Here is an 18,020-nt window from a genome sequence, read left to right on the forward strand (position 1 = left end):
TCTTGAACTTTGCCTTTCGTTGAGGGTGGCGGGCTTGGTGCTAGCACTCCTGGCCTTGGGCGCGCACTGCGCCGCGATGCCCGCGCCCAAGGCAACAACTTGCGCTCCCCCATGCCGGCACGGAAACTGGCCCGACGCGGCCGTAGGTGTCCGCGAGGGGGGCAGGGGAATGGCCGGTTTTGCTTTGTTCAAGCGCCTGGTGGGCGGCAACGACCGTCGCCATAGCGGGCCCCGCGTGCGTGCACCGGTGGCCACTCGTGTGTTGGTAGTGGACGACTCGGCGACGATCCGTGCGGTGCTGGGCAAGATGCTCGCGCAGGATGGCTACGAAGTGCTCAAGGCCGCCGATGGCGAAGCCGCCTTGGCGATGGCTCGAAGCGAGCAGCCGGCCCTGGTTTTCCTCGACATCGTGTTGCCCGGCATGTCCGGCTTCGAGGTGCTGCGCACCTTGCGCCGCGAAGCCGCGACGCAGCACGTTCCCATCGTGATGATCAGCGGCAACGTGCAGGCCACCGAGCAGTTCTACGTGCAACGCTACGGCGCCGACGATTTCATGAAGAAGCCGTTCGGCCGCGAGGAGGTGTTCGAGCGCATCCGGCAGCTGGTGTTGGCCGGGCGCCTGCCCGGGCGCACGTCGACCGCCGAACCCGAGTTGCCGCAGGACGTGAGCCAGGCCGAGTGGGATGCGATTCCCGACATCGCGATGCCGGACGAGGCGCATATGACGCCGCCAAAACCGGACGATCAGTAAGGGCCAGTCGCTGCATCCACGCTATTCCCAGTCAAACCCTCCCCATCATGGGGAGGGTTTTTCGTTGGGAAGTGCGGCCATGAATGGCCGCCTGTTTGATTCTCGCGATCAGGGATGATCGCAAAGATCACCTCAGGTCGAAGCGGTCGAGATTCATCACCTTGGTCCATGCCGCCACGAAGTCGTGCACGAACTTCTCCTTGCCGTCGGTGCTGGCGTAGACCTCGGCCAGCGCGCGCAGCACCGAATTCGAGCCGAACACCAAGTCGACGCGGGTGCCGGTGTATGTCGGCTTGCCGCTCTTGCGGTCACGGCCTTCGAAAAGGTCGCCGGCAGGTTTCCATTCGGTGGCCATGTCCAGCAAGTTGACGAAGAAGTCGTTGCCGAGCACGCCGGGTTGGTCGGTGAACACGCCGTGCGCGCCGCCGTCGTAGTTGGCGCCCAGCACGCGCAGGCCGCCGACCAGGGCGGTCATCTCCGGCGCGGTGAGGGTGAGCCGTTGCGCCTTGTCGATCAGCAGGTGCTCGGCAGGGACGTCCGACTTTGTCTTCAGATAGTTGCGGAAGCCGTCGGCGTAGGGCTCCAGATAAGCGAAGGACTCGACGTCGGTCTGCTCGGCGCCGGCATCCACGCGGCCCGGCGAGAACGGTACCTCGACAGCGATGCCAGCGGCCTTGGCCGCCATCTCGATGCCCACGCCACCGGCCAGCACGATCAGGTCGGCGAGCGAGGCCTTGCCCGAGGCCTTCTGGATTTCCTCCAGCTTCGGCAGCGCCTTGAGGGCCAGCGCGTTGACCGCCCAGTCCTTCTGCGGGGCAAGCCGGATGCGCGCACCGTTGGCGCCGCCACGCTTGTCGCCGCCGCGGAAGGTGGACGCCGAAGCCCAGGCGAGCGAAACCAGTTGCGACACGCTCAATCCCGAGGCGGCGATCTTGGCCTTGAGGTCGGCGATGTCGGCGGCGCTGGGATGATGCGTGGCCTTGGGCAGCGGATCCTGCCAGAGCAGGTCCTCCTGCGGCACTTCAGGGCCGAGGTAGCGTGCCTTCGGACCGAGGTCGCGATGGGTCAGCTTGAACCATGCACGCGCATAGGCGTTGGCGAAAGCCTGCGGGTCGTCGCGGAAGCGGCGCGAGATTTTTCCGTAAGCCGGGTCGAAGCGCAGCGACAGGTCGGTGGTGAGCATGGTCGGCCGGCGCTTGGGCGAGTCGGCCGAGGGGCCGGGAATGATCGCGTCGCTACCCTTGGCCACCCACTGATGTGCGCCTGCCGGACTCTTTTCCAGTTCCCACTCGAAGTCGAACAGGAACTTGAAGAAGTCGTTGCTCCATTGCGACGGCGTGCGCGTCCAGGTGACTTCCAGGCCGGAGCCGATCGCGTCCTTGCCCTTGCCGCTGGCGAATGTGCTGGCCCAGCCCAGGCCCTGTTGTTCCAGCGACGCGGCCTCCGGTACGTCGCCGACATGGCTGGCCGCGGCTGCGCCGTGGGTCTTGCCGAGGGTGTGGCCGCCGGCGATCAGCGCCACGGTTTCCTCGTCGTCCATGGCCATGCGCGCGAAGGTCTCGCGGATATCGTGCGCGGCGGCGAGCGGGTCGGGGTTGCCGTCCGGGCCTTCCGGGTTCACGTAGATCAAGCCCATCTGTACGGCGCCCAGCGGATTGTCGAGCGTGCGTTCGCCGGGCTTGCCGTGCGAGTAGCGGCTGCCCGGCGTGCTGCTCGCCGCCAGCCATTCGGTTTCGTTGCCCCAGGACACGTCGAGGTCGGGCTCCCACACGTCCTCGCGGCCCGCGGCGAAGCCGAAGGTACGGAAGCCGCTGGATTCCAGCGCGACGTTGCCGGCCAGCACGATCAGGTCGGCCCAGGAAATTCGCTGGCCGTATTTCTGCTTGATCGGCCACAGCAGGCGGCGCGCCTTGTCGAGGCCGACGTTGTCCGGCCACGAATTGAGCGGCGCGAAGCGCTGCTGCCCGCGCCCCGCACCGCCGCGCCCGTCGCCGACGCGGTAGGTGCCGGCGCTGTGCCAGGCCATGCGTATCATCAGGCCGGCATAGCTGCCGCCGTCGGCGGGCCACCAGTCCTGCGAATCGGTCATCAGCGCCAGCAGGTCCTTCTTCAGCGCAGTGTAGTCGAGCTTCTTGAATGCGTCGCGGTATTCGAACGTCTTGCCCAGGGGGCTGGATTTTTCGGAATGCTGGCTCAGCAGATCGAGCCGCAACTGGTTCGGCCACCAGTCGCGGTTGGTGGTTCCGGTGATGGTCTGGTGGAAGGGGCACTTCGCTTCGGCGGACATGGACTCTCTCCTCGGGCGTGGGGTGGCCCGGACCAATCTACGCAGCTCCGGCCATTCGTGGAATTCGAATATTCCAATGCCGGCGATAGTGCAGGACTATCGTCCGGCGTGAAGCCGGAAAAGTATGCCGGGAGGCCCGTGACGGAGAGGTGTCGGTGCCGCTGCTCAGCGCAGCTGCTTGAGCCGGTAGAGCGCTTCCAGGGCGTCGCGTGGCGTCAGCGCGTCGGGGTCGATGGCGTCCAGTGCATGCTCCACCGCCGACGGCGCGGGCGGCGCGAACAGGCCGAGCTGCGGCGAGGCGTCGGCGGCGGGTGCCGGCGCGCCGACGTGCGCGTGCATGCCGCGCTCCAGCTCCGCCAGCGTGCGTCGCGCATCGGCGATCACCGCTTTCGGCAAGCCGGCCAGTGCCGCCACCTGCAGGCCGAAGCTGCGATTGGCCGGGCCTTCCTTCACCGCGTGCATGAACACCAGTTGCTCGCCGTATTCGACGGCGTCGAGGTGCACGTTGGCGATGCCGGCATAGTCGTTGGCGAGTTCGGTCAGCTCGAAATAGTGCGTGGCGAACAGCGTGAAGGCACGGCTGCTCGCGGCCAGATGCACCGCCGCAGCGCGCGCCAGCGCGAGGCCGTCGTAGGTGCTGGTGCCGCGGCCCACTTCGTCCATCAGCACCAGGCTGTGCGCGGTGGCGTTGTGCAGGATGTTGGCGGTTTCGCTCATCTCCACCATGAAGGTGGACTGGCCGCGCGAAAGGTCGTCGCCCGCGCCGATGCGGGTGAAGATGCGGTCGACGGGGCCGATCGCGGCGCGGCTGGCCGGCACGTAGCTGCCGATGTGGGCGAGCAGCACGATCAGCGCGTTCTGCCGCATGTAGGTGCTCTTGCCGCCCATGTTCGGGCCGGTGATGACCAGCATGCGGCGATCGTCGTCGAGCATCAGGTCGTTCGGCTCGAACGGCTCCTCGCGCACCTTTTCCACCACCGGGTGGCGGCCGCGCTCGATGGCGATGCCGGGTTCGTCGGTGAGCTCTGGCGCCGCCCAGTCCAGCGTCTCGGCGCGCTCGGCCAGCGTGGCCAGCACGTCGAGTTCGGCGATGGCGGCGGCAGCCTGCTTCAGCGGCTCCAGCCGTCCGGTGAGCGTGTCGAGCAGCGCTTCGTACAGCGCGCGTTCGCGCATCAGCGAGCGTTCCTTCGCGCTGAGCACCTTGTCCTCGAACTGCTTGAGTTCCTCGGTGATGTAGCGCTCGGCGTTCTTGGTGGTCTGGCGGCGCGTGTAGTGCGTGGGCGCCTTGTCGGACTGCGCCTTGCTGACCTCGATGTAGTAGCCGTGCACGCGGTTGTAGCCCACCTTGAGCGTGGGGATGCCGCTGGCGGTCTTCTCGCGTTCTTCCAGCTCGACCAGGTACTGGTCGGCATGCGTGGAGAGCCGGCGCAACTCGTCCAGTTCGGCGTCGTAGCCGTCGTTGACGACGCCGCCGTCGCGTTGCAGCACAGGCGGGTGTTCGACGATGGCGCGCTGGAGCAGGTCGGCGGTTTCGGCGTGGTCGCCGATGCGGTCGACCAGGGCGTGCAGCAGCGGGCTGTCGAGCGCTGCGATGCGCGCGCGCAACTCGGGCGCCGCCAAAAGACCATCGCGCAGCGTGGAAAGATCGCGCGGCCGCGCCGAGCGCAAGGCCACGCGGGCAAGGATGCGCTCCAGGTCGCCGATGCCACGCAGCTTCTCGCGCAGTGCCTCGTGCCCGCGGCTGTCGATCAGCGCGCCGATGGCCTGATGGCGCGCGCGCAGCACCTCGCGCGAACGCAGCGGCCGGTTGAGCCAGCGGCGCAGCAGGCGTGCGCCCATCGGCGTCACGGTCTCGTCGAGCACGCCGAGCAAGGTGTGTTCGGTGCGACCGCTGGGATGCGTGTCGAGTTCGAGGTTGCGGCGCGTGGCGGCGTCCAGCGCGATGGTCTCGCCGGCCGATTCCACCGCCATGCCGCTGAGGTGCGGCAGCGCGCTCTTCTGGGTTTCCTCGACGTAGCCGAGCAGGCAGCCGGCGGCGCCGATGGCCAGCGGCAGCTTGTCCACACCGAAACCGCCGAGGTCGCGCGTGCCGAAGAAACGGTTGAGCTCACGCCGTGCGGCGTCGCTCTCGAAATGCCATGGCGGCCGCTTGCGCAGGCCGGGCAGGGTGGCGACCAACTTCGGCCACGCCACGCTTTCGTCCACCAGCGTCTCGGCCGGTTGCAGGCGCGCGAGTTCCGCGGCCAGCGCTTCGGCGCCCGGCACCTCGCTGAGCAGAAAGCGGCCGCTGGAGAGATCCACCCAGGCGAGGCCGTAACCGTCCTTGGCGCCGGCGCTGATCGCCAGCAGCAGGTTGTCGCGACGCTCCTCCAGCAGCGCGGCGTCGGTCACCGTGCCCGGCGTGACCACGCGCACCACCTTGCGCTCCACGATGCCCTTGGCCAGTGCCGGGTCGCCGATCTGTTCACAGATCGCCACCGACTCGCCGAGGCGTACCAGCTTCGCCAGGTAGTTCTCCACCGCATGGTACGGCACGCCCGCCATCGGGATCGGCGCGCCCGCCGACTGCCCGCGCTGGGTCAGCGTGATGTCCAGCAACCGCGCCGCCTTGCGCGCATCGTCGTAGAACAGCTCGTAGAAATCGCCCATGCGGAAGAACAGCAGCACGTCGGGATGCGCCGCTTTCGCGGTGAGGTACTGACGCATCAAGGGAGTGTGCAGGGAGAGATCGTCGTGGCTCATGCGTGACTGCGTATGGGTGGAACAGGGTGGCCGATCCGCGTTAACGTGCCGGTCTTGAAGATCGGGAGTCTCGCATGGAGTTGTCGTCTGTTCCTACCGATGCCGCGCTGCGTGGGCTGGCGCAGGCGGTAGCGGACGAGACCCTGCGCCAGCGGCTGATGCTGGTGACCGCCGAGTCGTGCACCGGCGGCTGGATCGCCAAGACGCTCACCGACCTGCCAGGCAGCTCGGCTTGGTTCGATGCCGGCGTGGTGACCTACAGCTACGAGGCCAAGCAGGCCTTGCTGGGCGTCGACCCGCGCACACTGGAGCGCGTTGGCGCGGTGAGCGAGGAAATTGCCCTGGAGATGGTGTCCGGTGCACTGGCCCGTTTCGGCGCGGGCGTGGCGGTGGCGGTCACCGGCATCGCCGGCCCCAGCGGCGGCACGGCGGACAAGCCGGTGGGCACCGTCTGGATCGCATGGAAACGGCGCGGCGGTTATGCCCACGCGCAACCCTTCCATTTCGCCGGCGACCGCGAGGCGGTGCGCCGACAGACCGTGGCCGCGGCGCTGGCAGGCTTGCAGAAAACCCTGACCGAATAAGGCGATTCCTGCCGGCAGCAAGGCTTGACCGGTGTGGGATACTGCGTGTTCGCCGTGATCGCAGCCCGTGAGATACACCCCGGGCATCATGGCCCCACATTCGCAGCCAACCGGAACCAAGACGATGGATGACAACAAGCGCAAGGCGCTCGCCTCCGCCCTCGGCCAGATCGAAAAGCAGTTCGGCAAGGGCGCCGTGATGCGCATGGGCGATCGCACCAACGAGGCGATCGAAACCGTGTCCACCGGTTCGCTGGGGCTGGACATCGCGCTGGGCGTGGGCGGTCTGCCGCGCGGCCGCGTGGTCGAAATCTACGGCCCGGAATCCTCGGGCAAGACCACGCTCACCCTGCAGGTGATCGCCAATTGCCAGAAGAACGGCGGCACCGCGGCCTTCGTGGACGCCGAGCATGCGCTGGACCCGACCTATGCCGCCAAGCTGGGCGTGAACGTGGACGACCTGCTGGTCTCGCAGCCCGACACCGGCGAACAGGCACTGGAAATCGCCGACATGCTGGTGCGCTCAGGCGCAGTGGACGTGGTGGTGGTCGACTCGGTCGCCGCGCTGACTCCGAAGGCGGAAATCGAAGGCGAGATGGGTGACTCCCACGTCGGCCTGCACGCGCGCCTGATGAGCCAGGCGCTGCGCAAGCTCACCGCCAACATCAAGAAGTCCAACTGCCTGGTGATCTTCATCAACCAGATCCGCATGAAGATCGGCGTGATGTTCGGCAGCCCCGAGACCACCACCGGCGGCAACGCACTGAAGTTCTACGCCTCGGTGCGCCTGGACATCCGCCGCATCGGCGCGGTGAAGAAGGGCGAGGAGGTCATCGGTTCGGAAACTCGCGTCAAGGTGGTCAAGAACAAGGTGGCGCCGCCGTTCCGCCAGGCCGAGTTCGAGATCCTGTACGGCGAGGGTTCCTCGCGCGAAGGCGAGATTATCGAGCTGGGTGTGGCGCAGAACCTGATCGACAAGTCCGGCGCCTGGTACAGCTACAAGGGCGACCGCATCGGCCAGGGCAAGGAAAACGTCCGCCAGTTCCTCAGGGACAATCCTGCCGTCGCCAACGAGATCGACACCGAACTGCGCGCACGCCTGCTGGTGGCCAATGCCGGCAAGGCTTCGGCTTCCGAGGAAGCGCTCGAAGAGGCGTGATCGTGTTGCGTCTCCGTGCACGGAGACGCAAACCGTTTGTCCCGGATGGCACGATGCAGCCGTGCCATCTAGCGTCCAGACTGGAGTTGTTCCCGAATCTTTGGCGCTGCTTGATAGTTCCGTCGGACCGAACGGCCATTGCTTCGGGCCAGCAAAAGGGAAGGCGGCTCAGGTGCTGAACCGACGTCCGAAAGATCACCACAGACGTGCCAGCGTGCGACATCGGCCAGATCTTGGCGCCAGGGCGGCTTCCCCATGAAGCGCAAGCAGAGTGACAACACCGACAAACCACGCCCCAGCGCCTACGACAAGGCGCTGGGCCTGCTGGCGCGCCGCGAACAATCGCGCCGCGAATTGCATCGCAAGCTCGACCTGGGCGGTTACGCCAAGGACGAATCCGACAAGGCGCTCGCCAGGCTGGGCGAACAGCGCTATCAGGACGACGAACGCTTCGCCGCCATGCTCCTGCGCAACCGGGCCGGACAAGGCTATGGTCCCGCGCGCATCCGCATGGAGCTGAAAACCCACGGCCTCGCCGACGCAACGATCCGCCGCCTGCTGGATGAGGCCGAAGTGGACTGGCAGGCCAGCGCCGCCAACCAGCTGCGCCGCCGTTATGGCGGTAAGCCTGCCGCGGATCGCGAGGAGCAGGGGAAAAGGGCGCAATTCCTCCTGCGGCGCGGTTTTTCCGCCGCCACGGTAAGATATGCGACCCACGCCGACGTGGACGAAGCCGACGAGGAAGATTGATCGCGGCGGAGTAGCGGCGTGTCTCCTCGCAGCCATCGCCGCCACGCATGAAAACCGCCGACATCCGTTCGACCTTCCTCGACTTCTTCCGCGCGAAAGGCCACACCATCGTGCCTTCCGCTTCGCTGGTGCCGGCCAGCGACCCGACCCTGCTGTTCACCAACTCGGGCATGGTGCCGTTCAAGAACGTGTTTCTGGGCAGCGAGAAGCTGCCCTACGTGCGCGCGGCCGACGTGCAGCGCTGCCTGCGCGCCGGCGGCAAGCACAACGACCTGGATGCCGTGGGCTACACCGCGCGCCACCACACCTTCTTCGAGATGCTGGGCAACTGGTCGTTCGGCGACTACTTCAAGCGCGAAGCGATCACCTGGGCGTGGGAGCTGCTCACCCAGGTGCTCAAGCTGCCGGCCGAAAAGCTGTGGGTCACCGTTTACCACACCGACGACGAGGCCTACGGCATCTGGCATAAGGAAGTCGGCGTGCCGGCCGAGCGCATCGTGCGCATCGGCGACAACAAGGGCGCGCCGTTCGCTTCCGACAACTTCTGGCAGATGGCCGACACCGGCCCCTGCGGCCCCTGTACCGAGATCTTCTACGACCACGGCGCGGACGTGGCCGGCGGCCCGCCCGGCTCGCCCGACGAGGACGGCGACCGCTACATCGAGATCTGGAACCTGGTGTTCATGCAGTTCGACCGTGCGCCCGACGGCACGCTGTCGAAACTGCCTGCGCCCTGCGTAGACACCGGCATGGGCCTGGAGCGTCTCGCCGCCGTGCTGCAGCACGTGCACTCCAACTACGAGATCGACCTGTTCCAGCACCTGATCAAGGTGGCGGCCGAGCTCACCGCGACCAAGGACCTGGCCAACCAGTCGCTGCGCGTGATCGCCGATCACGTGCGCGCCTGCTCGTTCCTGATCGTGGACGGCGTGCTGCCGTCGAACGAGGGCCGCGGCTACGTGCTCCGCCGCATCATCCGTCGCGCGCTGCGCCACGGCTGGATGCTGGGCGTCCGCGGCGACTTCTTCTGGAAGATGGTGCAGCCGCTGGTCGAGGAGATGGGCGAGGCCTATCCGGAATTGAGAGCCAAGCAGGCCTTCGTGGAAGACGCACTGCGTACCGAGGAGATGCGCTTCGGCGAAACGCTGGAACACGGCATGCGCGTGTTCGACGAAGTCGCTAGCAAGCTTTCCGGCAAGACCATCGCGGGCGTCGACGCGTTCCGCCTGTACGACACCTACGGCTTCCCGGTCGACCTCACCGCCGACATCGCGCGCGAGCGCGGTCTCGACGTGGACATGGCCGGCTTCGAGAAGGCAATGAACGAACAGCGCGAGCGCGCCCGCGCCGCGGGCAAGTTCGAGGCCAAGGGCCAGATGCCGGCGGAACTCGCCAGCCAGCTCGCGCCCACGGTTTTCCTGGGCTACGAAGCCTTGGCTGCGACGGGCGGCAAGGTGCTGGGCATCGTGCGCGATGGCCGCCAGGTCGGGCAGCTCGGCGAAGGCGAGCAGGGCTTCGTGATACTCGACCGCACGCCGTTCTATGCCGAGTCCGGTGGACAGGTGGGCGATACCGGTACGCTATCTAGCGGCGGTGGCCGCTTCGAGGTGGTCGATACGTTGAAGATGGGCGGCGTGTTCTTCGGCCACGCCGGCACCTGGCACGGCGCGCAGCCGCTGAAGACCGGCGATGTGGTGGACGCGCAGGTGGATGCCGCACGCCGCCAGTCCATCGTGCTCAACCATTCCGCCACCCACCTGCTGCACGCCGCGCTGCGCAAGGTGCTGGGCACCCACGTCACGCAGAAGGGATCGCTGGTGGCCCCCGAGCGCCTGCGCTTCGACTTCGCCCACCACAAGCCCTTGAGTCGCGAGGAACTCGCCGAGGTCGAGGCGCTGGTCAACGCCGAGGTGCGCCGCAACGCCGCCGCCGAAGTGCGCCACATGGCCTACGACGACGCCATCGCCTTCGGCGCGATGGCGCTGTTCGGCGAGAAATACGGCGACGAAGTGCGCGTGCTGAAGATGGGCGAGTTCTCCACCGAGCTATGCGGCGGTACCCACGTGGGGCGCACCGGCGACATCGGCCTGTTCAAGGTCGTGGCCGAATCCGGCGTGGCTTCCGGCGTGCGCCGCATCGAGGCGGTCACCGGTGCCGGCGCGCTGGCCTTCGTGGCCGGCGAGGAGCGCCGTCTCGGCGAGCTGTCGCAGCTGCTTTCCAGCAGCGGCGACGATGCCATCGAGAAGCTGCGCCAGCTGTTCGACAAGCAGAAGAAACTGGAGCGCGAACTGGAATCGCTGCGCGCCAAGGCGGCCGGTTCCGCCACCGCCGAATTGGCGGGCGGCGCACATGAAGTCGACGGCATCAAGGTGGTGGCCGCCAGGCTGGAAGGGCTGGACGCCAAGGCCCTGCGCGACAGCGTGGACCAGCTCAAACAGCAGTTGGGCAATTGCGTGGTCCTGCTGGCGGGTGCGGCAGATGGTCGCGTCTCGCTGATCGCCGGCGTGCACGGCCAGGCGCTGGGTCGCATCAAGGCCGGCGACGTGGTTTCGCACGTGGCGAAGCAGATCGACGGCAAGGGCGGCGGCCGTCCCGACATGGCCCAGGGCGGTGGCACGGACGCCCCTGGCCTGTCAACGATTCTTGCGGGTCTGCCGTTGTGGATTTCGAGCCAGTTATCGGCTTGAGCATGACATCGGGTGCAATATGCGCAGGGCATACCCGAGCGCATTGCACCCGATAGGGATGCTAGTTAGTATCGCTTGAGCATCAGGGTTTGCCGGTTGCGTACGACAAATGAGTCGCAGCAGCAGGTGGCCGTGTTGAGAATCGTAAAGGCGGCAACGCCGTAGTGATTCGATCGTTTGAACTGAGGCAGCGGCAGGGGGAAAATGCCGCTGCAGCAGGTCTGGAACCAGGAACCAATGGAGCTGCAACCATGTTGATTCTAACCCGCAGGGTTGGCGAAACCCTGATGATCGGCGACGAGGTAACCGTCACCGTTCTGGGAGTGAAGGGCAATCAGGTGCGCATTGGCATCAATGCCCCCAAGAACGTTGCCGTGCACCGCGAAGAGATCTACCAGCGCATCAAGAACGGCCACGAACCAGGCGCAGCTCCCGGCGGCGACGACCAGCACTGATCGCAGTCTCAGTCTTTACGTCGAGCCGGTCGGCAGGTATCCTTGCCGGCTCGCAGCGACACCAGAACCCGGAGAGATGCCCGAGTGGCCGAAGGGGCTCCCCTGCTAAGGGAGTATAGGGTCAAAAGCCTTATCGAGGGTTCGAATCCCTCTCTCTCCGCCAGATACGCAAAACGCCCCGAACGGGGCGTTTTGCGTATCTGGCGAGTCTGGTTCGCGCGGCGATATCGCAGCCTCCGAGACACTGGCGACAGCATGCAGTCCACGGTCGCCGGAAACAGGCGCAGGCTTTACCATGCGCGCATGTCTGAACCTGCCATTCCCCGTTTCCGCGCGGCCGCCATGGCCGACGTCCCCGCCATCGTGGCCCTGGTCGAATCCGCCTATCGCGGCGATTCCGGCCGGCGCGGCTGGACCACCGAATCCGATCTACTGGATGGCCAGCGCACCGACGCCGCCGGCGTGGCGGCATTGCTGGATCAGCCGCACGGCTTGCTGCTGCTGGCCGAGGGCAATGGCGTGCTGCTGGCCAGCTGCCATATCGAGCGGCAGGGCGATTCCGGCTACTTCGGCATGTTCGCGGTCGACCCGCTGCAGCAGGGCGGCGGCCTCGGCAAGGCCGTGCTGGCGGAAGCCGAGCGCATCGCGCGCGAAACCTGGCAGTGCCGCGCCATGCACATGACGGTGATCGTGCAGCGCGCGGAGCTGATCGCCTTCTACGAGCGCCGCGGATACCGCCGCACCGGCGAATTCCAGCCCTTCCCGTACGGGGACGAGCGTTTCGGCATCCCGCGCCGCGACGACCTGCGTTTCGAAGTGCTGCGCAAGGAGCTCGCATGAGCCTTGCGGGCGAGGGCTGGGTGCGCGTCGGCGCGCGCAGCGAACTGTTGCCGGGCGAGTTCAGAGTGGTGTTCGACGGCGACACGCCGATCGCCGTGTACAACATCGACGGCGCCCTGTATGCGGTCGAGGATGTCTGCACGCACGACGGCGGCGATCTCGCCGGCGGCGAGGTGATCGGCTTCGAGGTGGAATGCCCGCGCCACGGCGCGCGCTTCGACCTGCGCACCGGCGCGGTCACCTGTCCGCCCGCCTATGAGCCGATAGCGAGCTTTCCCGTGCGCGAGCAGGACGATGCGATCTGGACGCGCGACGATCGCTGAAGGCGCGCAGGTAGCCTGCTGCCGGGTTGCCCTCTGCTTTTGGCGGGGCTGAATCCGCAGGCTCAGAAGTGGTACACGAACGCCAGCGATTCGGACGGCTGGTTGCGCGAACCGAAGCGCGTCACCAGCGGGCTGCCGCCGGCGTTGCCGAGCAGGCGTTCCCAGCTCAGCGCCAAGGCGAGGCCGGTGTGCTGGCTGGTGGGCACGAACAGGTCGTATTCCAGCGATGCCGACTGGCTGCCGGCGCCGGGGTGCCAGGCGGGTACGGCCAGCGTGTCCGCCTGGGCGGGGCTGATGCCGAAGAAGCGGTCCATGGCCGCGCCGTTCATCGCCTGCCAGCGCATTTCGAACGAATGCTGCAGCAGCCAGACGGGCGGCAGGTCCCATTCGCCGTAGGCCTCGAGGTAGGCCCCCGCACCGTCGATATCGTGGCTGAGGTCGATGCCCGCATCGACCTGTTTGGCGAGCTGCCACTCCAGGTACCCCCCCGCAGTGAGGCGTGGCGACAACGGTGCGATCTTGCCGCGCAGCACGCCGAGGTCGTCGCTGTCGCGGCCCCATTGGTAATCGCCGTAGAAACCGCCGTGCAATACCGGGCCGCCGATCAGGTCGAGCTGCAGGCCGTCCAGGGTCGAAAGACTGAGATGGTCGGGGATCTCGATGTCGATGAAGGGGATCGGCTGGTTGCGTGCCGTGCTGGCGCCGGGCCATGCCGCCATGCGCTCCATGCCGGCACCGATGGCATAGGTGGGCTGGTCGCCGTCGTCGGCGAGGCAGCGCGTCGTCCATGGCAGCGCGATGAACAGGCAGGCGCACAGGGCAAGGCGACGGAGGGGGCCCGTAGTCGGAAATAGGCGGGTCATGGGGGCCGCATCATAAAAGCCGGAGCGGGCGATTTGCCGGCCTGGCGCCCGCCGGCTCAGCCCCCGTTGGGGAAAGGGGGCCGAAAGGCAGGGTTTCTAACCTGCATCCCATTGTTGATAGGTGTGGATTTCCGATGCCCTCGTCTGGCTGGACCATTCTGTGTGATTTCGACGGCACCATTTCCGTCGAAGACGTGATCGACTCGCTGCTCGATCGCTTCGGCCGTCCCGGCTGGGAAGTGCTGGAGCAGGATTGGCGCGCCGGTCGCATCGGCTCGCGCGAGTGCATGTCGGGCCAGGTCGGGCTGCTGCAGATGACGCGCGCCGAGCTGGACGAGCACCTGCGCGAGCTGTGGATCGACCATGCCTTCCCGGGCTTCGTGGCCAAGGCGCGCGAGCTCAACGTGCCGATCCGCATCGTCAGCGATGGCCTCGACTATGCGATCCACCAGATCCTCGGCCGCTACGGCCTGGACAACCTGCCGCTGGCCGCCAACCACCTTGCGCCGGCCACGCCACCGAAGCAGTGGCAGCTCACCTCGCCGTTCCAGGCCGAGGGCTGCCGCAGCGGCACCTGCAAGTGCGCCTGCGTGGCGCAGGCCCGCACCACGGGCGCCAAGACTCTGCTGATCGGCGACGGCGCTTCGGACTTCTGCGCGGCCGACCGTGTGGACTTCGTGTTCGCCAAGCACCGCCTGATCGAGCACTGCCGCGCCGCCGGCATCCCTTACATGCCGATCACCGGCTTCGAGGATGCGCTGGAATACCTGCCGCGCCTGCTCGACGGCACCCTGGTGCACCACGCGCGCTATCACGAAGCAGCGGCGGCCTGACCGGCCGCTTCGCTGTTTGTTGCATCCCTCAATACCGTTCCCCGGAACCCGACCATGACCATCGACAAGAACGCCGTCGGTTTCATCGACGACGCGCAACTGCTCGCCGACGAGGCCAAGTACAGCTCCTTCGGCGACACCGTGCACTACGTGGATCCGCCGAAGATCTTCCGCCACGGCGAAGGCAGCTGGATGATCGACACCGCCGGCACGCGCTTCCTCGATCTGCAGATGTGGTACTCGGCGGTCAACTTCGGCTACGGCAACAAGCGCCTCAACGACACGCTGAAGAAGCAGATCGACGTGCTGCCGCAGGTGGCCAGCCAGTACCTGCACCAGACCCGCATCGAGCTCGCCAAGACCATCGCGCTGGACGCGAAGAAGAAGTTCGGCCTCGACGGCCGCGTGCACTTCAACGTGGGCGGCGCGCAGGCGATCGAGGATTCGCTGAAGCTGGTGCGCAACGCCAGCAACGGCAAGAGCCTGATGTTCGCCTTCGAGGGCGGCTATCACGGCCGCACCCTGGGCGCCTCGTCGATCACCTCCAGCTACCGCTACCGCCGCCGCTTCGGCCACTTCGGCGAGCGTGCGATGTTCCTGCCGTTCCCGTATCCGTTCCGCCGCCCCAAGGGCATGACGCCGGAAGAGTATTCCGACAGCTGCGTGCGTCAGTTCGAGCGCCTGTTCGAGACCGAATACAACGGCGTGTGGGACCCCAAGACCAACCAGTGCGAATACGCCGCGTTCTACGTCGAGCCGATCCAGGGCACCGGCGGCTACGTGCTTCCGCCGATGGGTTTCTTCAAGGGCCTGAAGAAGGTGCTGGACAAGTACGGCATCCTGATGGTGTCCGACGAAATCCAGATGGGCTTCTGGCGCACTGGCAAGCTGTGGTCGATCGAGAACTTCGGCGTGACGCCGGACATCGTGGTGTTCGGCAAGGCGCTGACCAACGGCCTGAATCCGCTGTCCGGCCTGTGGGCGCGCGAAGAGCTGATCAACCCGACCCTGTTCCCGCCGGGCTCCACCCACAGCACGTTCAATTCCAACCCGCTGGGCACCGCGCTGGGTCTGGAAGTGATCAAGATGGGCTACGAGCTGGACTACGAGACCACCGTGCCGAAGAAGGGCGCGCACTTCCTCGAAGGCCTGCGCGAGCTGCAGAAGAAGCACAAGGAAATCGGCGACGTCGACGGCCTCGGTCTCGCGCTGCGCGCCGAGATCTGCACCGACGACGGCTTCACGCCGAACAAGGCGCTGCTCGACAAGATGGTCGACATCGGCCTCGCCGGCGACCTGGAGCACAACGGCAAGAAGATCGGCCTCGTGCTCGACGTGGGTGGCTGGTACAAGAACGTGATCACGTTCGCGCCGTCGCTGGACATCACGCATGAGGAGATCGATCTGGCGATCTCGCTGCTGGATCAGTTGCTGACGAAGGCCAAGAAGGGCTGATAGTCGGTCGCTAGCTGCAGACGAAAGGCCCGGCGGGAAACCGCTGGGCCTTTTTCATGTGCGGGACTTTCGCTACGTGCCTCCAGTCGCGAAGAGGCTGCGTGCGGCGCGGTCCGCCATGTTAAGTTGCCTGGACTTCGCGCATCGTGGCTGCTGCGCTTTCTTCTGGAGATGCCATGTTCGTTCGCCGGTTTCTGTCTGCCGTGCTGCCTGGTCTGCTGATCGCCACTGCATTGCTGCCGCAGGCGGCGCTGGCCGAGCCGCTGCAATTCCGCATCACCGAAGGCGACGTCGTGAACGCGTTCTACCAGGACGGACCCGTCGCCGCGCACCTGCTGCTGACCTCCGGTGTGCAGCCGCGCGCGCTGGTGGCCTTTCCCGCCGGCAACAGCGGCGTCGGCATCTGGTTCGACGCGCCGACTACGGCCGTGCAATGGCACCTGGACAGCGTGCACGCGCTCAATACAAAAGATGCGCAGAGCCGACCGCTGCATGGCATCGAGGCCGAGGCCACGCTGGTCGCGCCTTCGCCGTTGAGCATCAAGGACGCTGTGCTCGGCAGTGTACGGGTGCTGCGCGACTATCAGCTGCTGCACACATATCCGGACGAAACCGCCGCAAAGCCCGTACGCGAGGGCAATACGTTGACGTGGGCGCGTGCGCGCCTTGACGGCGCGCCGGGCTACGAGATCGCGGTGACGGTAGAGCAGGGCCAACTCGACGGCGGCCAGGGGCGGCCGTGGACGCTGCGGCAGGACGGCACGGGCAAGCCGCTGCACCTGCGCCTGCGCGCGTTGACGGGAGAGAAACCGCTGACACCGTTCGCGGCCGACGCGTTGTTCACTCCCAAGGCCGGCCTCGACCAACGTGACCGCAACGCACTGCGTTTCCTCAGCTATCGCGAGAAGTTCATCGCCGGCTCCTGGCGCTTCGACACTTATTTCGGCCGCGACACGTTGATGTCGTTGCGCCTGCTGCTGCCGGCGCTACAGCCGCAGGCGGTGGAGGACGGGCTTGCCTCCGTGCTCGATCGCCTTTCGCCGGATGGACAGGTCGCGCACGAAGAAGATATCGGTGAGTTTGCCGTGCTCCGCCACCGCAAAGAGCACACCAGCGGCGACGCACCGTTCTACGACTACAAGATGATCGACAGCGACGTCATGCTTGCGCCGGTCGCCGCGGCGTACCTGCTCGACAGCGCGGATGGCCCGGCCCGCGCCAGGGCGTTTCTCGCGCGCAAGCTCGACTCCGGCGAATCCGCGGGTGCCGCGCTGCAGCGCAATTTCGCCCTCGTGCTTCGTTATGCGCAGCCGTTCGCGCGCGATCCGGTGGCGAGGAACCTCCTCGCGCTCAAGCCCAACGAGAAAGTCGGCGAATGGCGGGACAGCGAAACCGGCCTTGCGGGCGGGCGCATCCCTTACGACGTCAATGCGACCCTGATGCCGGCCGCGCTGGATGCCATCGCGCGCCTGCAGAAGGCGGGATTGGTGGCGGCGAGTACGGATGCCAAGGACGCCATGTCGCCGGCACAACTGGCATCCATCTGGTCGCGCAGCGCGCCGCCTTTGTTCAAGGTGGAGCTGCCTGCCGCCGCGGCGCGTGCGGACGTGGCGAAATACGCCAAGGCGCAGGGCGTGGACGATGCAGCGGCCCTGGCCAGCCTGCCCGCGGGCGGCGAACTGACGTTCAATGCGCTCTCGCTCGATGCGCAAGGCAAGCCGATTCCCGTGCTGAATTCAGACGACGGCTTCGCCCTGATGTTCGGCCATCCCGACGCAGCGCAACTGGATATGGCGCTTGCCGCGATATTCCGCCCGTTTCCCGCAGGTCTGATGACCGGCGTCGGCATGGTGGTTGCCGACAGCGCCTATGCCAGCGGCGACATCCAGCAGCTTCTCGGGCGCAACGCCTATCACGGCGCCGTTGTCTGGTCGTGGCAGCAGGCCTTGATGGCCGCGGGTCTGGCGCGCCAACTCCAGCGTACCGATCTGCCGGCACCCACGATGGCCGCCCTGCGGAAAGCGCAGCAGCAGCTCTGGCAGGTGATCCATGCGAGCGGCGACATGAGCACGTCCGAGCTGTGGTCGTGGAATTATGTCGATGGCCGCTACGTGGCGAGGCCTTTCGGCCAGGGCAAGAGCGACGCCGACGAATCCAATGCCGTGCAGCTGTGGAGCACGGTGTATCTGGCGATACCGTCGCCCGGGGCAGACACCACGGACCATTGACGCACGGTACAAATGGAAAGCCCGGCGTTTTCCGCCGGGCTTTTTTTACGCTTTGCTTTCCTG

Annotated in this window: 14 protein-coding genes and 1 tRNA gene; 12 read left to right on the forward strand and 3 right to left on the reverse strand. The window is 66.7% G+C overall.

Features of this window, described 5'->3' with window-relative positions; genetic code table 11:
- The first annotated feature begins 169 nt into the window (after window positions 1-169).
- Window positions 170-751 (forward strand): response regulator, encoded by a 582-nt coding sequence (locus IHE46_RS13185; RefSeq protein ID WP_192165097.1) that lies wholly within the window; start codon window positions 170-172, stop codon window positions 749-751.
- A 127-nt stretch (window positions 752-878) separates the two neighbouring features.
- Here IHE46_RS13185 and katG read toward each other — a convergent pair whose 3' ends face one another.
- Window positions 879-3,038, reverse strand: a complete 2,160-nt coding sequence (gene katG / locus IHE46_RS13190) for a catalase/peroxidase HPI (RefSeq protein WP_192165098.1) — start codon at window positions 3,036-3,038, stop codon at window positions 879-881.
- Between the two features lie 165 nt (window positions 3,039-3,203).
- A complete protein-coding gene (gene mutS, locus IHE46_RS13195; RefSeq protein ID WP_192165099.1) occupies window positions 3,204-5,780 on the reverse strand; it encodes a DNA mismatch repair protein MutS in 2,577 nt (858 codons plus the stop codon).
- Window positions 5,781-5,854: 74 nt separating this feature from the next.
- Here mutS and IHE46_RS13200 point away from each other — a divergent pair, with 74 nt between their 5' ends.
- The 8 genes from IHE46_RS13200 (at window position 5,855) to IHE46_RS13235 (ending at window position 12,578) form a co-directional block, all read left to right on the forward strand.
- Window positions 5,855-6,364 (forward strand): CinA family protein, encoded by a 510-nt coding sequence (locus IHE46_RS13200; protein ID WP_192165100.1) that lies wholly within the window; start codon window positions 5,855-5,857, stop codon window positions 6,362-6,364.
- 124 nt (window positions 6,365-6,488) lie between these two features.
- On the forward strand, window positions 6,489-7,523 hold the full coding sequence (gene recA / locus IHE46_RS13205; RefSeq protein WP_192165101.1) for a recombinase RecA: 1,035 nt from the start codon (window positions 6,489-6,491) through the stop codon (window positions 7,521-7,523).
- Window positions 7,524-7,778: 255 nt separating this feature from the next.
- Window positions 7,779-8,273, forward strand: a complete 495-nt coding sequence (locus IHE46_RS13210; RefSeq protein WP_192165102.1) for a regulatory protein RecX — start codon at window positions 7,779-7,781, stop codon at window positions 8,271-8,273.
- 47 nt (window positions 8,274-8,320) lie between these two features.
- Window positions 8,321-10,960, forward strand: a complete 2,640-nt coding sequence (gene alaS / locus IHE46_RS13215; RefSeq protein ID WP_192165103.1) for an alanine--tRNA ligase — start codon at window positions 8,321-8,323, stop codon at window positions 10,958-10,960.
- Between the two features lie 251 nt (window positions 10,961-11,211).
- Complete coding sequence (gene csrA, locus IHE46_RS13220) at window positions 11,212-11,415, forward strand: carbon storage regulator CsrA (protein WP_192165104.1); 204 nt, start codon at window positions 11,212-11,214, stop codon at window positions 11,413-11,415.
- A 70-nt stretch (window positions 11,416-11,485) separates the two neighbouring features.
- Window positions 11,486-11,578, forward strand: a tRNA-Ser gene (locus IHE46_RS13225).
- A 140-nt stretch (window positions 11,579-11,718) separates the two neighbouring features.
- Window positions 11,719-12,255, forward strand: a complete 537-nt coding sequence (locus IHE46_RS13230; protein WP_192165105.1) for a GNAT family N-acetyltransferase — start codon at window positions 11,719-11,721, stop codon at window positions 12,253-12,255.
- A complete protein-coding gene (locus IHE46_RS13235; protein WP_192165106.1) occupies window positions 12,252-12,578 on the forward strand; it encodes a non-heme iron oxygenase ferredoxin subunit in 327 nt (108 codons plus the stop codon). Before IHE46_RS13230 ends, IHE46_RS13235 begins: the two co-directional genes overlap by 4 nt.
- 62 nt (window positions 12,579-12,640) lie before the next feature.
- On the opposite strand, the gene IHE46_RS13240 is transcribed toward IHE46_RS13235, so the two are convergent.
- Window positions 12,641-13,441 (reverse strand): MipA/OmpV family protein, encoded by an 801-nt coding sequence (locus tag IHE46_RS13240; RefSeq protein WP_192165107.1) that lies wholly within the window; start codon window positions 13,439-13,441, stop codon window positions 12,641-12,643.
- 134 nt (window positions 13,442-13,575) lie between these two features.
- On the opposite strand from IHE46_RS13240, the gene IHE46_RS13245 reads away from it, so the two are divergent.
- From IHE46_RS13245 to IHE46_RS13255, 3 genes are all read left to right on the forward strand, one after another.
- Window positions 13,576-14,274 carry an MtnX-like HAD-IB family phosphatase gene (locus tag IHE46_RS13245; protein ID WP_192165108.1) on the forward strand — a complete coding sequence of 233 codons (699 nt, stop codon included), beginning with the start codon at window positions 13,576-13,578 and terminating at the stop codon, window positions 14,272-14,274.
- A gap of 54 nt (window positions 14,275-14,328) precedes the next feature.
- Window positions 14,329-15,729, forward strand: coding sequence for an aminotransferase class III-fold pyridoxal phosphate-dependent enzyme (locus IHE46_RS13250; protein ID WP_192165109.1), 1,401 nt, complete (start codon window positions 14,329-14,331; stop codon window positions 15,727-15,729).
- Between the two features lie 176 nt (window positions 15,730-15,905).
- The gene (locus IHE46_RS13255) at window positions 15,906-17,957 is read left to right on the forward strand and encodes a hypothetical protein (RefSeq protein WP_192165110.1); all 2,052 of its coding nucleotides are present in this window, start codon (window positions 15,906-15,908) and stop codon (window positions 17,955-17,957) included.
- Window positions 17,958-18,020: the final 63 nt, after the last annotated feature.

Source organism: Rhodanobacter sp. DHG33, from assembly GCF_014843005.1.
GTDB lineage: Bacteria > Pseudomonadota > Gammaproteobacteria > Xanthomonadales > Rhodanobacteraceae > Rhodanobacter_A.

Coding starts and splice junctions, on each gene's coding strand:
- IHE46_RS13245 (WP_192165108.1), top strand. CDS start 13,576: ATGCCCTCGTCTGGCTGGACCATTCTGTGTGATTTCGACGGCACCATT.
- mutS (WP_192165099.1), bottom strand. CDS start 5,780: ATGAGCCACGACGATCTCTCCCTGCACACTCCCTTGATGCGTCAGTAC.
- IHE46_RS13210 (WP_192165102.1), top strand. CDS start 7,779: ATGAAGCGCAAGCAGAGTGACAACACCGACAAACCACGCCCCAGCGCC.
- katG (WP_192165098.1), bottom strand. CDS start 3,038: ATGTCCGCCGAAGCGAAGTGCCCCTTCCACCAGACCATCACCGGAACC.
- alaS (WP_192165103.1), top strand. CDS start 8,321: ATGAAAACCGCCGACATCCGTTCGACCTTCCTCGACTTCTTCCGCGCG.
- IHE46_RS13185 (WP_192165097.1), top strand. CDS start 170: ATGGCCGGTTTTGCTTTGTTCAAGCGCCTGGTGGGCGGCAACGACCGT.
- csrA (WP_192165104.1), top strand. CDS start 11,212: ATGTTGATTCTAACCCGCAGGGTTGGCGAAACCCTGATGATCGGCGAC.
- IHE46_RS13255 (WP_192165110.1), top strand. CDS start 15,906: ATGTTCGTTCGCCGGTTTCTGTCTGCCGTGCTGCCTGGTCTGCTGATC.
- IHE46_RS13230 (WP_192165105.1), top strand. CDS start 11,719: ATGTCTGAACCTGCCATTCCCCGTTTCCGCGCGGCCGCCATGGCCGAC.
- IHE46_RS13200 (WP_192165100.1), top strand. CDS start 5,855: ATGGAGTTGTCGTCTGTTCCTACCGATGCCGCGCTGCGTGGGCTGGCG.
- IHE46_RS13240 (WP_192165107.1), bottom strand. CDS start 13,441: ATGACCCGCCTATTTCCGACTACGGGCCCCCTCCGTCGCCTTGCCCTG.
- IHE46_RS13235 (WP_192165106.1), top strand. CDS start 12,252: ATGAGCCTTGCGGGCGAGGGCTGGGTGCGCGTCGGCGCGCGCAGCGAA.
- recA (WP_192165101.1), top strand. CDS start 6,489: ATGGATGACAACAAGCGCAAGGCGCTCGCCTCCGCCCTCGGCCAGATC.
- IHE46_RS13250 (WP_192165109.1), top strand. CDS start 14,329: ATGACCATCGACAAGAACGCCGTCGGTTTCATCGACGACGCGCAACTG.